At 59.1% G+C, this 14,394-nt stretch carries 11 protein-coding genes; 4 read left to right on the forward strand and 7 right to left on the reverse strand.

What is annotated here, in order from left to right; translation table 11 throughout:
• Positions 1-95: 95 nt before the first annotated feature.
• The 5 genes from ACYVIT_RS11015 to ACYVIT_RS11035 form a co-directional block, all read right to left on the reverse strand.
• Complete coding sequence (locus tag ACYVIT_RS11015) at positions 96-2,492, reverse strand: TonB-dependent siderophore receptor (RefSeq protein WP_415806039.1); 2,397 nt, start codon at positions 2,490-2,492, stop codon at positions 96-98.
• A 250-nt stretch (positions 2,493-2,742) separates the two neighbouring features.
• Positions 2,743-3,732, reverse strand: coding sequence for a FecR domain-containing protein (locus ACYVIT_RS11020; RefSeq protein WP_415806040.1), 990 nt, complete (start codon positions 3,730-3,732; stop codon positions 2,743-2,745).
• A gap of 8 nt (positions 3,733-3,740) precedes the next feature.
• The gene (locus tag ACYVIT_RS11025) at positions 3,741-4,268 is read right to left on the reverse strand and encodes a sigma-70 family RNA polymerase sigma factor (RefSeq protein ID WP_415806041.1); all 528 of its coding nucleotides are present in this window, start codon (positions 4,266-4,268) and stop codon (positions 3,741-3,743) included.
• 231 nt (positions 4,269-4,499) lie between these two features.
• Entirely contained in the window at positions 4,500-6,617 is a 2,118-nt protein-coding gene (locus ACYVIT_RS11030; protein WP_415806042.1) for a TonB-dependent receptor domain-containing protein, read from the reverse strand.
• Positions 6,618-6,810: 193 nt separating this feature from the next.
• Positions 6,811-7,521, reverse strand: a complete 711-nt coding sequence (locus ACYVIT_RS11035; RefSeq protein ID WP_415806043.1) for a GntR family transcriptional regulator — start codon at positions 7,519-7,521, stop codon at positions 6,811-6,813.
• Between the two features lie 213 nt (positions 7,522-7,734).
• Here ACYVIT_RS11035 and ACYVIT_RS11040 point away from each other — a divergent pair, with 213 nt between their 5' ends.
• From ACYVIT_RS11040 to ACYVIT_RS11055, 4 genes are all read left to right on the forward strand, one after another.
• Positions 7,735-9,126 carry an NAD(P)H-dependent oxidoreductase gene (locus ACYVIT_RS11040; RefSeq protein WP_415806044.1) on the forward strand — a complete coding sequence of 464 codons (1,392 nt, stop codon included), beginning with the start codon at positions 7,735-7,737 and terminating at the stop codon, positions 9,124-9,126.
• A 70-nt stretch (positions 9,127-9,196) separates the two neighbouring features.
• Positions 9,197-10,207, forward strand: coding sequence for a Bug family tripartite tricarboxylate transporter substrate binding protein (locus tag ACYVIT_RS11045; protein ID WP_415806045.1), 1,011 nt, complete (start codon positions 9,197-9,199; stop codon positions 10,205-10,207).
• Between the two features lie 19 nt (positions 10,208-10,226).
• A complete protein-coding gene (locus ACYVIT_RS11050; RefSeq protein ID WP_415806046.1) occupies positions 10,227-10,733 on the forward strand; it encodes a tripartite tricarboxylate transporter TctB family protein in 507 nt (168 codons plus the stop codon).
• Positions 10,734-10,742: 9 nt separating this feature from the next.
• Positions 10,743-12,251 (forward strand): tripartite tricarboxylate transporter permease, encoded by a 1,509-nt coding sequence (locus tag ACYVIT_RS11055; protein ID WP_415806047.1) that lies wholly within the window; start codon positions 10,743-10,745, stop codon positions 12,249-12,251.
• Between the two features lie 232 nt (positions 12,252-12,483).
• On the opposite strand, the gene ACYVIT_RS11060 is transcribed toward ACYVIT_RS11055, so the two are convergent.
• Both ACYVIT_RS11060 and ACYVIT_RS11065 read right to left on the reverse strand, forming a co-directional pair.
• Entirely contained in the window at positions 12,484-13,866 is a 1,383-nt protein-coding gene (locus tag ACYVIT_RS11060) for a tripartite tricarboxylate transporter permease (protein WP_415806048.1), read from the reverse strand.
• Positions 13,867-13,881: 15 nt separating this feature from the next.
• Positions 13,882-14,343 carry a hypothetical protein gene (locus ACYVIT_RS11065; protein ID WP_415806049.1) on the reverse strand — a complete coding sequence of 154 codons (462 nt, stop codon included), beginning with the start codon at positions 14,341-14,343 and terminating at the stop codon, positions 13,882-13,884.
• Positions 14,344-14,394: the final 51 nt, after the last annotated feature.

Genomic DNA, 14,394 nt, shown 5'->3' on the forward strand with positions numbered 1-14,394 from the left:
ACATCCTACACTCAGGCACACTCGCCTATGCAACAGTAGGAACACAGGCCGCAGACGATGAAGGTTCGGCCCTTGCTTGGCAACTGGTGTCCGTTTTACATCCGCAGGCCTAGCGACAACATGAAGTTGCGCGGGTCGCCGTAGTAATTGCTGATGCCTGTCGCGTCGACCTTGCGGTAGTAGACCTTGTCGAATACGTTGTTGACGTTTAGCTGCAGGCGCACGTTTTCGTTGAAATCGTAGGCGGCCATCAGGTTGTAGACGGCATAGCCGCCTTGGCGGGCTTCGATGCCGCGGCTGGTGGCGTAGGTGCTGCTTTGTGCCTGCACGCCGCCGCCGATGGTCAGGCCGTGCAAGGCGCCGGGGAAACGATAGGTGGTGAACAGGCGCAGCAGGTGGCGGGGATCGAGGGTGCGAATGGGCTGTCCGATGTTGGTGTCGGATGCATCACGCACATATTTGGTCTGGGTGTTGGTGTAGCCGGCCATGATGTGCCAGTTCGGCGTGATCTCGCCGGTCAGTTCCAGTTCCCAGCCTTGGCTGCGCGTCTTGCCGCCCGCGACTTTGCAGTAGCCGTTGGGGTAGTTGGGCAGGCAAGGGTTGGCGCTGTTGGCATCGTCCATCGCGCGGCCCGTGTTGTTGATGCGGAATACCGATGCGCTGAAATTCAAGCGGCCATCGAGGAATTCACCTTTCAAACCGGCCTCGTAATCTTCGCCGGTGATGGGGTCCAGCAGATTGCCGGTCGCATCGTAGGCGTCTTGCGGCACGAAGATTTCGCTGTAGCTGCTGTAGAGACTGAAGTTGTCGTTCAGATCGTAGATGAGGCCGACATAGGGGGTAATCTCGCGATCGATGCTGTAGTTGCTGTCGGAATCGCCAGGAACTTTGTAATCCCACCATGTGGCGCGCGCGCCTAGCAGAACAGTCAGGGGATCCGTGACAGAGATGCGGCCTACGGCATAGGCGGCTTGTTGTTTGACGATGTTGTTCGTGGCTTTGTAATAGGTGCCCGCGGTTTCATCGGTGGGCTCGGGATAGCTGGTATAGGGATTCCAATCGCGGATGTCGACGTTGTTCAGGGGACCGAGATTGAAGTAACCGCTGGAACCGGTGGTACGGGTGTAGTTGCTTTCCAGGCCAACGGTCAGGTGATGTTTGCGACCGAGCACCGTCAAAGGACCATCGGCCACGAGTGCGAGGGCATTCTGATCGCTCGCCGAGTCGGGATAGACCGATGTCGTCACGTTGTATAGATATGGGTTTGTCGTGCCGGCGCGCGTGATGTAGCTCTGCTTGAAGCCGCCATCGAAATAACGGAATCGTGTATTGGCGGCGCTGGCTTTGACTTTCCAGTCGTTATCAAAGCGGTGTTCCAGTTCTAGCGAGGCTTGCTGGTTGTAGCGGTTCCAATGATTCCACGCGGCGCCCAGATAGGTGTCGCGCGAGAAATGCAGCGAGCTGCCATCAAAATCCCGGGGGAGTCCGCCCCACGCACCGGTGGCCTTGAGCTCGGTGTGTTGGAAACTCGCGGTGAGGGTGGTGTTGTCCGTCAAGTCGGCTTCCAGCACGCCGTAGAACACGCGGCGTTTTTCTTCGCGCGCGTCCTGGAAAAAATCTTTGTTATCCAAGACGGCGACGACGCGGCCGCGCAGGCTGCCCGATTCATTCAGGGGGCTGGAAATATCGGCTTCGACGCGGTTGCGATCCCATGAGCCTGTCATGAGTTTGACGCCGGCCTGGAATTCAGGAGTGGGGCGTTTACGCACGAGATTGACGGTGGCAGATGGGTTACCCGATCCACGCAGAATGCCGGCAGCGCCGCGCAGTACCTCGACGCGATCGAGGACGGCAGTATCCGGTTGAATAAAGGTCGAGCCCGATTGATAGACGTTCAAACCGTCGATCTGCAGAGAGTCGATCTGAAAGCCGCGCGAATAGTAGGTCACGCGTTCGCTGTCGGTGTAGTCCACAGTGACGCCCGGCGTATTCTGCATGACGTCGTGCAGGTCCGGCATGTCGCGATCGTCGATGAACTGGCGCGAGATGATGGTGACGGGCTGTGGTGTTTGGCGGATCGATGTTTCGCCTTTGAATACCGAGGTCGTATGGCCGCCATAATTGCCGGAGTTTTCGGTTGAGGCCAGGGACGAGGCGGTTACGGTGACGGGGGCTAGTGTGACGTCGCCGCTGCTGCGAGGCGCGGATTTTCTTTCCAGCACATAGGCGCCGTTGGCGCTGCGCCGTGCTTGCCAGCTCGACGCGGCGAGCACTTGCCGCAGGCCTTCGTCTACCGTGTAGCGTCCTTGTACACCCGGCGAAGTCTCGTTTTGCAGTGCATTGGCGTCGAATGTCAATGCAATGCCGGCCTCGGAAGCAAACTGATTGATCGTAGGCAGCAACGGACCCGCCGAAATCTGATAGGTCCGTATGGCGACCGACTCCTCAGCGGGGGCTGCGTGGGTGGCGAGCGGTGCGAGATTGAACGACATGGCCGTGCTCAGCATGAGCAAGAGCTGGGCTTTGGGGAATACGCGTGTGGGCGAAGGCGAGAGAGTTGGCTTCGTGGGCAGGTGTCGCAGCGGCATATTGAAACGGACGTTGATCGTCGATGTTCACGGATACCAAGGAGGCCGAATGGCGCCGTGATTTCTTGCAATCCAATTTGTTTCCGGTTGAAACGGGTGACGCTGACCAGATAACTGTCACGAGGCTCGAAATGAGGTAGTGCGACGGAGCGCCTCAGGTCCGCGGTTCAATCCAGGTGAGATAACGCGTCAGCCGCCGTACCTGCAAGGGATGGCTGTTTTCCAGCGCGGCCAGCGCTAATTCCGGTTTGAACAGGGGGAATACGCCGGAGACTTCCACGTTGGCCAGACTGTCATCCAAGAATAGATAACCGCGCTGATAGGCCTGGAACCGCTCGACGAATTGCGACAGGCGCATATTGGTAGCCACCAGCGAGCCGTTGCGCCAAGGCGCAAAATTGCTGGCGGCCAGCGCATCATGCTTCTCGACGGGCCCGGCTTGCAGGCCGCGGTCCTCGAATGTCGCGCGATGGCTCGCCTGGATGATCATCGTGGCGTCGGGCGCACCCTTCGGAATAACGCGCACTGCATGTTCGTTGACCCAGACCTTGCTGTGCGTATCGGTGACGCGAACCATGAACTCGGTGCCTAGCGCTTGGACCTCGCCATGGCGGGTCTGCACAACAAAGGGCCGTGATCGTGCGACGTTGTCGGAATGGGTCTTGGTATAGAGCCGTCCGGCGCGCAAGACAATACGACGGGTATCGGCAGTGAAATCCACGTCTGCCGCGCTGTTGGTATCCAGGATGGCTACACTGCCGTCGGATAGGGGCAGGGGAGTGATTTCGCCGACAGCGGTTCGAAAATCCGCCGTCCATCTGGCACGGTGAGCATCGTCACTCATCCAGAGTCCCAGAGGCAGCAGCGCTGCGCTGGCGGCGGCCCAACCCAGTAGCCGGCGTCGTCCGTGATCGACGTTCTGTAATGTCGGCAGCGCGACATGGCCAGGCACTGCTGCGAACTGTTGCTGCACTGCCTGGACTTTGGACCAGGCGTTGCGATTCTCCGGATGACGTGCCATCCAGGCCGACCAAGCTGCATGGGCGGCCTCATCCGCCTGCGAGGCTTGCAGACGGGCGAACCAGCGAGCCGCTTCTTTGATGGCAGCACGTTGTTCGGCCGTCGAGGAAAAAGAAGCGGTCATGGTCGTGCTCAATCCATCAGCAAGCAGCAGCGTTCCATGGCCCGAGCCATATAGTGGCTGACGGTCCGCTCCGAGATGCCCAGGCGCTGTGCGATGGCGGGATAGGTGGCGCCCTCGATGACCGACAGCAAAAAGGTCTGTTTTACTTTGGCTCCCAGGCCGTTGAGCATGCGGTCGAGCTGGATGAGTTGTTCCTGGATCAAGGCTTGCGCTTCAAGCGACGGTTGGTGCTCGACGGGCAGTGCTTGCAGGACCTGCAGATAGGCTTGTTCCAGTGCGCGCCGTCGCCACAGGTCCACGACCAGGCCACGCGCTATCGTGGTCAAGTAGCTGCGCGGCTCTTGTATCCGATCAGCCAGACGGGTTTGCAATACGCGCACGAACGTATCGTGGGCGACATCGGCCGCATCATGATGGTCGCCCAGTTTGCGGCGCAGCCAACTGTTTAACCACGTGTGATGGCTTTGATATAGCGTGCCGACGCATTCAGTGGCTGATGGAGGCAACGATCGTGCAGGGACGGCAGGCAAAGGCATCGGGCATGCGCGGTTAAGTTTTGTAATGAGAACGTGTCTTATTAGTGATTATATAGAGGTTCGTGGCGCAGGTGCTGGTTCTGTGCCCAAGTACGCTGGCCGCCGGTTGCGCCATGCTGGGGGCGTAGCCGGTGAGGTGAGAGGAAATTGCCTGGCGCGCACTGCGTTGGTGCGTCGGCAGGCCAAACAAATCGAAGGGTGTAGTGCGGTCCAGTGCGGTCCAGTGGCGCGTCAGAACTGATAGCTGACGCTCAATCCCGCGCTCCAGTTGCGGCCAGGGGCGGGTTCAAAGTAGCGGTCATTACCATCGTTGACGATGACTGAGCCTACGTAATTGCGGTCGAACAGGTTGTCTACGCGAGCGTAGGCGTTCCATTCCCAAGGGCCTCGGCGCCAAAGATAGCCCGTAGAGACCGAGGCGACGAAATAGCCGGGGGCCGTGTCGCTATTGGCGTCGTTCACGTAGATCTTGCTGAGGTATCTGCCCTCGATGCCGGCACGCCAGCCTTCAGCGGGAGCCCAGGCGAGAGCGCCGTACAGCATTTGGCTGGCGATGCCGGGGATCTTGTTGCCGGCGCGAATGTCCGAGTTATCGACGCTATCGCGGTAGCGCGCATTGATCCAGGTATAGGCCAGATCAGCGTGCCAGTTTGAGGTGATGTTGCCGCTCCAGCCCAGTTCTGCGCCATCGCGGCGAGTCCGTCCGGCGTTGCGATACGAGGTCCGTCCATTCAGGCTGCCTGCTGATACGATCTCGTCGCGGGTGTCGATGTGAAAAGCCGCCAGGGACAGGATGCCATTGCCGAGTTCGGTCTTTATGCCGGCCTCGTAGTTATTGCTCAACGCAGGGTGCAAGCCCAGGTTCAGGCCCGATGCGCCATCCGGGCGATAGGATAATTCGTTGGTGGTCGGGGTTTCGAAGCCGCGGCCATAGGAAATATAGGCCATGGTTTTCGGCGTGAACTGATAACGCAGCGCCGCCATGGGCAACGCTTTGCGATAACGCGCCGAGCCGCTGTCGTCGCCGTTGGCTGCATTGACGTAATGGTCATCGGAGTCAAAGTCGACCGTGCTGTAACGAAGTCCGGCGTCCAGGGTCCAGTCCGATGCGAATTGCCATGAGGCCTGTAGATAGGGATCCAGGCTGTCGACGTCGTTGGTCTCGTTGCGACGCAGTGCGCCTTTGACACCGAGCTCCGTCGGGTCGCTGGCGCTGCCCAGAAAATTTTCATAGCCCTTGCGCCGTTCGCTCAATGTGTCGTACGACACGCCGCCAATCAAGGTAAAGGGCCGGCCCGCCAGGCTCAGATGCGAGGTCCAGCGTACATCAGCCCCGGCATATTTGCGCCGCAGATCGATGACGCCGCCGGCTTGTTGAGGATTGGCTTGGACGATGGCAGGAATAGATTGATATTGCACGGTGTGGCGCTGGCCGTAGTACACCATCGCGCGCAACTCGTTGTCGGGATCGATTTGCCGTTCGTACACCAGCCCACCCTGGGTTTGCTGAACGGTTTTTCGAGTGTTGTACAGGTCGGCTTGCGGTGTGGCCTGCCGCGGATCAGATTCGTATTGTTCGCGAGTCAAGCCCAAGGGGTCCTGTGCCGTCAGATCCACACTGTTGGCCACGATCGTCAGATGGCTGTCGTCGTCGAGTTGAATGCCTAGCTTGGCATTGCCCAGGTTTTTGCGCGCACTGCTGTGATCGCGGTAGCCATCGGTGGTAAAGCGGTTGGCGCTGACCACGTAGTCGAACTTGCCGGTTGCGCCGCTGGCTTTGACGCCATAGTGATAAGTGCCGTAGCTGCCAGCGCCGAAGTTGGCTTGGAGGGTGGGAGGCGCTTTACCCGTTTCGGTTTCTACTAGCAGCACGCCGCCGGAGGCATTGCCATAGAGCGCGGAAAATGGCCCTCTCAGGACTTCGACGTGATCGGCCGATGCGATATCAATGTTGGACGTCTGGCCTTGGCCATCTGGCATGGTGGCCGGAATCCCGTCGACAAAAATCTTTATCCCACGTACGCCAAAGGTCGAGCGCGCACCAAAGCCGCGTATCGAGAGCTGCAGGTCCTGGGCATAATTCTGCCGGTTCTGAATCTGCAATCCAGGAACGCTGCCCATGCTGTCCGATAGATTGATCTGTAAATTGTCTGCACGTAATTGAACGCCATCGACAATGTTGACCGACGCCGGCGTGTCCAGCACATTGGTGTCATAACGGGTGCTGGTCGTGATGACCGGCTCGAGTGTAGGCGTTTGTGCCAACGCGGCCGAAGCGCTGAACCACAATGTACTGTGGCAGGCTAATCCAAACCATGATAATCGGTGAGCTGACGGTGAATGAGGCATGTGTGGATGCGTGATGACACCAGGCGCTGCAGCCTAGATATGAGACGGCCGTATGTCCAAAAGGACGAGCATGCGCAAGAGGCGTGCCCGATATTTTTCTGGATGAACGGAAATCGTTAGGGGTAGAGCCGAACATCAACTCTACCGCAAGTCAGGCGGGTGCGTTGGATGGCGCCTGCGCCATCCAACGGGGTTATTTGCTTCGCTTTGACGCTGTTGCGCTACGGCGTTGCTGTCTGGTGCTGGCCGTTGAGACGTCGGCGGCTGCCAGGGTTTCTTCAAGCACGCCGCGTGATACGACCCAGCCTGCTTTGTGGTGTCTGCGCAGCATTTCGCGCAGGACCGGCCCCGCGCGATCACGCAGCGCGTTCAGCATCTCGCCATGCTCGCGCACGGCTTGGTGCCAACGTGCGGGCTGTTGATTGCCTGCGTAGCGATAGCGGCGTATGCGCGCGCATTCGGCGGCATAGATGCGTGACAGAACGGGGTTGCGCGCGGCATCAACCATGCGCTGGTGGATGGTCTGGTTGATTTGAAAGTACGACATGAGATCGCCCGCATCATGCGCGGCGACCATTTTTGCATGCAATGTCTCGATCTCCGCCAATTCGCTGTCGGTAATCAGGTCACAGGCCGGTTCGGCGGCCATGGCTTCCAGTCCGCTCAGGACCTCGATGGCCGCTTCGACCTCGGGCAGAGACAGTGCGGTCACGACTGCACCGCGATTCGGCTCCAATGTCAGCAGCCCCTCCGCCGCGAGTATTTTGAACGCCTCGCGCAACGGGGTGCGCGAAATTCCCTCGAATTGCTCGGACACGACACGCTCGGATAGGCGCTGCCCGGGCGACAGCGTGCCTGAGACGATCAATTTACGGAGTTGCGCGGCGACCTGATCGGTCCTCATGCCGTCTCTGCTGGAAGGCTTGGCCGATGCCGTCGCGTGAGTATTTGGTTTCATCTCGTGTGGTCTTTTTTGCCAAAGTGCATGCAATCAATCTATTTTTCGCCTAATATTCGGCCTGTCATTCAACTGAAATGCCTGTATTGCATGCAAATTTACATGCAATCTGCGTTTCCTTAGAAGCGTATTGTCGCTTAAGCGTGCTCATTTCACTCCATGGACTATCTGCATCGTTATCAAGGCGTCACCCAGCCTATCGAAGTTTGCGTCATCGGAAGCGGCGGCTTCGGGCGGAGTTTTCTCGCCCAATCCCGGCGCGTGCCTACGATCAGCGCCCGTGTCGCGGTTGACCTGACCTCGGCTATTGCAGCAGACGCGTGGGTGTCTATCGGTATCGATCCAGCCCAGATCGCGCAGTGTGACACTGCGCAGCAGGCCACCCAGGCCTGGGAGCAGGGCCTCTACATTGCCGCGAGCGATGCCGCCGCTGTTGTGGGCTTGCCGCTGCAGGTCATGGTCGAGGCCACAGGGCATCCCGAGGCAGGCGCCCGTCATGCGCGTCTGGCCATCGAGGCCGGTCTGCATGTGGCGATGGCATCGAAAGAAGTCGATAGCGTGGTCGGTCCTGAACTGTCGCGTCTGGCGCGGGCCAAGGGGCGTGTGATGACGCCGGTCGACGGTGACCAGCCTTCCTTGTTGATCGGCCTGGTGACCTGGGCGCAGGCAATGGGTTTTGAGGTGCTGTCGGCAGGCAAGTCCAGCGAATATGACTTTGTGTTCGATGCCGAGACGAACCGCATGGACAGCAATGGCGTAACCATCGATGTGCCGGGCTTTGGCGATCAATGGGTGATGCCGGCGGGCAAGGAAGTCGAATGCGTCAAAGCGCGTGCCGAGATTTGCGCAGCATTGCCGCAGCGCGCCGTGCCGGATTTGTGCGAGATGCAGGTTGTGGCCAATAGCACTGGTCTGGGCGTGGACACGGCTGCTTTTCATGCGCCCATCGCCCGTCCTGGCGAAGTCCCCGATTTGTTCGCCACCACTGCCGAAGGCGGTTTGTTCCAGCGCAATGGCGTCGTCGATGTGTTTCATTGCCTGCGCAAACGTGACGAGTTGAGCTTTGCCGGCGGCGTGTTCGTCGTGATTCGCTGTGACGACAAGCCTACCTGGGATCTGTTGCTGGGCAAGGGGCACGTGATGAGCCGTGATCAGCAGCGCGCCATGATGTACATTCCCCGCCATTTGCTGGGCCTGGAGGCGTTCAGCAGCGTGCTGGACGCAGCCGTCTACGGATTGTCCAGCGGAGCACAAGTGCCACAGCCCCGTCTGGATCTGGTGGCACGCAGCACGAAAGCCTTGTCGGCCGGAACGGTGTTGACCATGGGCGGCCATCATCACACCATCGACGGCACCGCTGCGGAATTGGTGCCGGCTGCGCCGCTGGCCGCCGGCACGCCGGCGCCGTTCTACCTGGTCGGTAACCGCAAATTGGTACGTGATGTGCCGGCCGGCCAGTTGATCTGCTTTGACGATATTGAAATTGACCCGGCGTCGGAATTGCTGACGTTGAGGCTACAGCAGGACGCTGCGTTCTTTCCGGCCGTTTGAGCCGATCTGCGCGGCAAGCAGTACGACCTAGACTTCGTTTTGACTAATAAACCGCTATTCAGGAGACAACATGCGTAGCGTATTTCGTTTTGCTTCTTTGGCTGCCGTCGCAATCGGCGCCGCCTCTGTCACCATGCCGGCGATGGCGGCCGATTGGAAACCCACGCGTCCGGTGGAATTCGTTGTGACCGCGGGGCCAGGAGGCGGTACGGATCAGTTCGCCCGTGTGGTACAGGCGGTGGTGCAAAAGCACAAGCTGATGCCGGTGCCTATCATCGTGACGAACAAAGGCGGCGGTGCAGGATCCGAAGCGCTGGTCTACTTGCAGTCCTCTGAAGGCGATCCCACCCGCCTGGTGTTTTCGACCAACCTGGCTTATCTGATGCCGATGATCACCAAGGTGGGCTACAAGATCGAAAACATGACGCCTGTGGCAATCATGGCTGCCGACGAGTTCATGCTGTGGTCCAATGCCGAAGGCCCGTATCAGGACGTCAAGAGCCTGTTGGACGCCGCGCGCGCCAAGCCGGGCTCGATCAAAGTGGGCGGGGCGCAATCCAAAGACACCGATCACATCCTGACTCGCCAGATCGAAATGACGACAGGTGTGAAAGTCACCTACATCCCGTTCAAGTCGGGTGGTGAAGTTGCTGCGCAGTTGTCGGGAGGTCACGTCGATGCCAACCTCAACAACCCCTCGGAAAACGTCTCGCACTGGCGTGCCGGCAAGGTACAGCCGCTGTGCGTGTTCACCAAAGAGCGTCTGACGATTACAGGCAAAGTACATGGCGACAAGGGCTTTAGCGATGTGCCCACCTGCCATGAGTCGGGTATTGCCATTGAAACGTTCAACATGCCGCGTACGGTATGGGCAGCCGGCGGATTGACCGCCGAGCAGGTCAAGTACTACGAGGACGTGATGGCCAAGGTGCGTGAACAGCCGGAATTCAAGGCCTGGCTCGAGCGCGGCCTGCAAACCGAAATGTTCCTGACAGGGCAGGCGCTGAAGGACTATATCGCTGCCGACGCCGACAAAAACAAAGCCCAGTTCGAAAAAGACGGCTGGTTGGTCAAAGACTAAGCCTCGCGGGTGACTCAGCATGAACGGCAAGTCTATATCGATTCAACGCCAAGCCATGGAGGTCACCATGGCTGGCCTGCTGGCTGCGTTTTCCGCAGTTGTCATCTACGGCAGCCTGCAACTGAATTCCGGCTGGAGCAGTACGGGCCCGGAGGCGGGATACTTTCCGCTGCGTCTGAGCGTGTTGCTGCTGATTGTCAGCGTATTGCTGCTGATCCAGGCAGTGCGCAAGCCCGTACAAGACGAAGTCTTCGTTACCGGCGAACAGTTGCGCCGCGTGATGTCACTGTTTATTCCAACGGTGGTGTTGGCGGCTGCCGCTCCATTCCTGGGGTTCTACGTGGCATCGGCGGTTTTCCTGGTCTATATGTGCCGCTTGCATGGCCATTTTGGCTGGGGGCGGTCATTGTTGATCGGCGTAGGGGCTGTCGTCGTGCTGTACGCCATTTTCGAGTTGTGGTTCAACGTGCCGTTGGCGCGTGGGCCGCTGGAAGACTGGATTGATACCTGGCGCCTCGCCGCCTAGAGATTTGCCATGTTAGATCAACTAAGTTATCTCGCGTCAGGCTTTGACACTGCACTGACTCTGCATCACATCGGGTTGATGGCGGCAGGCGTTCTGCTGGGTATCCTGGTCGGGGTCTTGCCCGGCCTGGGGGCGCCCAACGGCGTGACGCTGTTATTGCCCTTGACGTTCACGATGGAGCCCGTCTCCGCCATCATTCTGCTGTCCTCGATGTATTGGGGCGCGCTCTTTGGCGGTTCGACGACGTCTATCCTGTTCAACATCCCTGGTGAGCCATCATCGGTCGCGACCACGTTCGACGGCCATCCCATGGCACGCAAGGGCCTGGCGCCAGAGGCGTTGGCTACCGCTTTTATCGCCGCGGGTTTCGGCGCAATGGCAGGGGTGATTGTCGTTACCCTGATTGCCAATGCGATTGCCGATTTTGCGTTGAAATTCGGTCCGCCCGAGTTCTTTGCCGTTTATCTGCTGACGTTCTGCAGTTACCTGGTCAGTGGCGGCTCTCCGTTGAAAACCCTGACGTCGCTGTTGATCGGCCTGATCCTGGCGACGGTAGGCATGGATACGGTGTCGGGTGAAATGCGCCTGACCTATGGCTCTGACACCTTGGTGAGCGGTGTGTCGTTCCTGGCGGCCGTGGTGGGGCTGTTTGGGATCGGCGAGTTGCTGGTCACCATCGAAGAAGGCCTGAAATTCAACGGCCTGCGGGCGCGGATGAGTTGGGGCGTGGTGTGGCAGGCGATCAAGAAAATGCCTAGTCATGCGGTGACCCTCATCCGATCGACGATCGTGGGATGCTGGATGGGCATCACACCCGGCGGTCCGACGGCGGCATCATTCATGTCGTATGGCTTGGCCAAACGCTTTTCCAAGTATCGCAATAACTTTGGCAAAGGCGAGCCGGACGGCGTAGTCGCTCCCGAGGCGGCGGATCACTCCGCCGGCGTGTCGGCGCTGCTGCCCATGTTGGCATTGGGTGTGCCGGGCTCTGCCACGGCAGCGGTGATGATGGGCGGTCTGATGATCTGGGGCTTGCAGCCTGGGCCGATGCTGTTCATTGAACAGCCTGATTTTGTCTGGGGCCTGATTTCCTCGATGTATGTGGCCAATATCGTGGCCGTGGTGCTGGTACTGGCGACGATTCCCTTGTTCTCGTCGATCCTGCGCGCGCCGTTTGCCGTGATTGGACCGCTGATCATCGTCATCTGCTTGATCGGCGCCTATACGATCAGCGGCAAGATGTCGGACGTGTACATCGCATTGGTGTTTGGTGTTGTGGGCTATGTCTTTAAAAAGCTCGACTACCCGATTGCACCACTGATCCTGGCCATGGTGCTGGGCGATAAAACCGAGGATGCATTCCGTCAAAGCATGCTGCTGTCAGAAGGATCGATGGCGGTATTCTTTGAGAACGGCCTGGTCGGCACCATCATGACGGCAGCGCTGCTGTTATTGGTGTGGGGCCTGGTTGGACGGTTGTTTACGGGTCGCGAAAAGCAGCCTATCGCTGAGCAGTAACCATATTGGTGGAGCGGTATGATCGAATTGCCGCTTCATCCCTTCGTCATCGGTACTTGGGCAAGCATAAGGTCTGGGATCAAACAGCGAGTTTGCCGATGACAGAGTGATTCAAGCGGCACCACAGCGCGTAAAAGAAAAAAGCCCCGGTTCAATATGTGAACCGGGGCTTTTTCCATGTGCGAGATGATGATTCGGGGCTCGCGCATTTGCAGGGGAGGCCCCGGCTGGTCTACAGCAGTTTGACCAAGGCCGGCACACTCAGCACTGCCGTGTAGTAACCCATGAACTGCACGCCAGTGTTAAAGCCGAAAATACGTGACAGCAGACCGCCCATCAAACCCATGGTCAGGATGACCAGCAAGCCGAGCAGTTGGCCTTCCCACACGCTGATGACAATGATCAGGCCGACAAAGGTGGCAATGATGGCCTCGTGGCTGACTTTGCGCGAGACGAACAAGGCTGCGCGGCGTGCATAATTCATCGCGAACGGATAGGACACGACCGCCGCCAGAATCACGGCCAGCATGCCGTAGCCCAGGAATTCCCAATGGTTCATCAGGTTGTGCAGATTGTGCGTCTGGCCTGTTGCGGAATCCACGGTAAAGCGGGGAGGGGCATTGAACAGCGGTGCAGCGGGGCCTGCGGCGACGGGGCTTAGCGGCAGACCAAATGCGATCAGCGGGATCAAGGCTTCGGCAATGTAGGTGGCCTCAGTGACGCCATTGCGTGCGCTCAACACGGTGGTGAGCCGGTGATAAGCGTGTTTGATCCGCGAGCCGACGATTTCGCCCAGGACGACGGTCATGGCCACAGGGCTGAATACAAAGGTCGCACTGGATACCAGTGCCGTGCTCAGTGTCCATCGTGTCTGGCTGCGATCGAGCACCTTGAACGGGTTGGGGAAGTATCCCGACCAGCCTTTGACGTCGGGAGCCAGATTGAATTTGCGCACATTGTCGCGTGACATCCGTTGGCGGCCGGCCGGTGAAAGTACCGTGAACAGGTCTGCAATCAGCGGTCCGATGGCAATACCCAGAAAATAGCTGATGCTGAGCTTGACGTCGTATTTTGCAGTCAGGCTCTGCAGCGCCAGGATGACCACGACAAAGGGCACCAACAGCGCAACGGATGCCCAGCGGCCGGCGGAAAAATAGGCGATCAATACCGCGGCGGCCAGGAAAATCCAGGGGGCTGTTTTAGTGATGAACGCACCAAACGGCGCCAGCATGACAGCAAACAGGACCGCCAGGGGCACCGCGACAAAGGCCGCGATGATGGCGCCAGAGACCATTTTGCGCAAGGCGATATGCGGCACGCCCAGCTTGCGCAGCAGGTTCGCGTCCTGCAGGAGCGGCATGGCCATGGTGTCACCGGGAATGCCCAGCAAGGCCGTAGGTACCGCGTGCGTCATGTGTTTAGCGACGGCGCCAGCCAAGAAGAAAGTGAACACACCGGCAGGCGGTACGCCCAACAAGACCGTCAGCAATGTCAGCGGAGCGAGCGTCGTTGTTTCATCGGTGCCAGAGACCAGGCCGATGGCTGCGAAGACCACAGCGCCGATCAGACCCATGCCCGCGGCCACTGCGATCTGTTCTATCAGATGAGGATCCATGAAGTGATTCCTTGTTCAGCGGCTTGTGGGGACGTTGCGGGCCGAGGATTCGGCTTCGGCAAACAGGTCGTAGAGTTTGAGTTCTTTCAACTCTTGGGTGACCGTGGGCGGAAGGTCGGCGATCGAACCCATGCCGCCGGACGTCATGGCGAGTTCTTCCAGCACTTCTTGCCGCCATTGCGGATCGACGGAAATTTCCGTTTCCGTGACCTCGCGTTTTGGCGGAAATGCTTTTGCGCAAATCACGCCGGCGATGATGCACCCCGCCAGGCCTGCCAACATGGCGTAGGCATGGGCCAGTTGTTTGGACTCGACGATGGATGTCAGCCAGTGACTGGCCACGTAGAAGCCGAATATGCTGATGCCAATGCCTATGGCTATCGCCCAGGCCAGATGCTTCAGATCGACGGTGTCGCCCCAAACCTCGGCGAACCGGCCTTGTGGCGCAGGATGAGAGCCTTGATGCTCGGGTGTCATGGATAGGTCTCCGTGAGTGTCAGGTGAGCCGTTACGCAGGCGGCTCTTTTT

The organism is Bordetella muralis, assembly GCF_054781015.1.

What these genes read in the sequence shown, in the direction of transcription:
- ACYVIT_RS11035 (WP_415806043.1), bottom strand. Translation starts at nt 7,521, where the DNA reads ATGAGGACCGATCAGGTCGCCGCGCAACTCCGTAAATTGATCGTCTCA.
- ACYVIT_RS11060 (WP_415806048.1), bottom strand. Translation starts at nt 13,866, where the DNA reads ATGGATCCTCATCTGATAGAACAGATCGCAGTGGCCGCGGGCATGGGT.
- ACYVIT_RS11065 (WP_415806049.1), bottom strand. Translation starts at nt 14,343, where the DNA reads ATGACACCCGAGCATCAAGGCTCTCATCCTGCGCCACAAGGCCGGTTC.
- ACYVIT_RS11055 (WP_415806047.1), top strand. Translation starts at nt 10,743, where the DNA reads ATGTTAGATCAACTAAGTTATCTCGCGTCAGGCTTTGACACTGCACTG.
- ACYVIT_RS11045 (WP_415806045.1), top strand. Translation starts at nt 9,197, where the DNA reads ATGCGTAGCGTATTTCGTTTTGCTTCTTTGGCTGCCGTCGCAATCGGC.
- ACYVIT_RS11030 (WP_415806042.1), bottom strand. Translation starts at nt 6,617, where the DNA reads ATGCCTCATTCACCGTCAGCTCACCGATTATCATGGTTTGGATTAGCC.
- ACYVIT_RS11040 (WP_415806044.1), top strand. Translation starts at nt 7,735, where the DNA reads ATGGACTATCTGCATCGTTATCAAGGCGTCACCCAGCCTATCGAAGTT.
- ACYVIT_RS11050 (WP_415806046.1), top strand. Translation starts at nt 10,227, where the DNA reads ATGAACGGCAAGTCTATATCGATTCAACGCCAAGCCATGGAGGTCACC.
- ACYVIT_RS11020 (WP_415806040.1), bottom strand. Translation starts at nt 3,732, where the DNA reads ATGACCGCTTCTTTTTCCTCGACGGCCGAACAACGTGCTGCCATCAAA.
- ACYVIT_RS11015 (WP_415806039.1), bottom strand. Translation starts at nt 2,492, where the DNA reads ATGTCGTTCAATCTCGCACCGCTCGCCACCCACGCAGCCCCCGCTGAG.
- ACYVIT_RS11025 (WP_415806041.1), bottom strand. Translation starts at nt 4,268, where the DNA reads ATGCCTTTGCCTGCCGTCCCTGCACGATCGTTGCCTCCATCAGCCACT.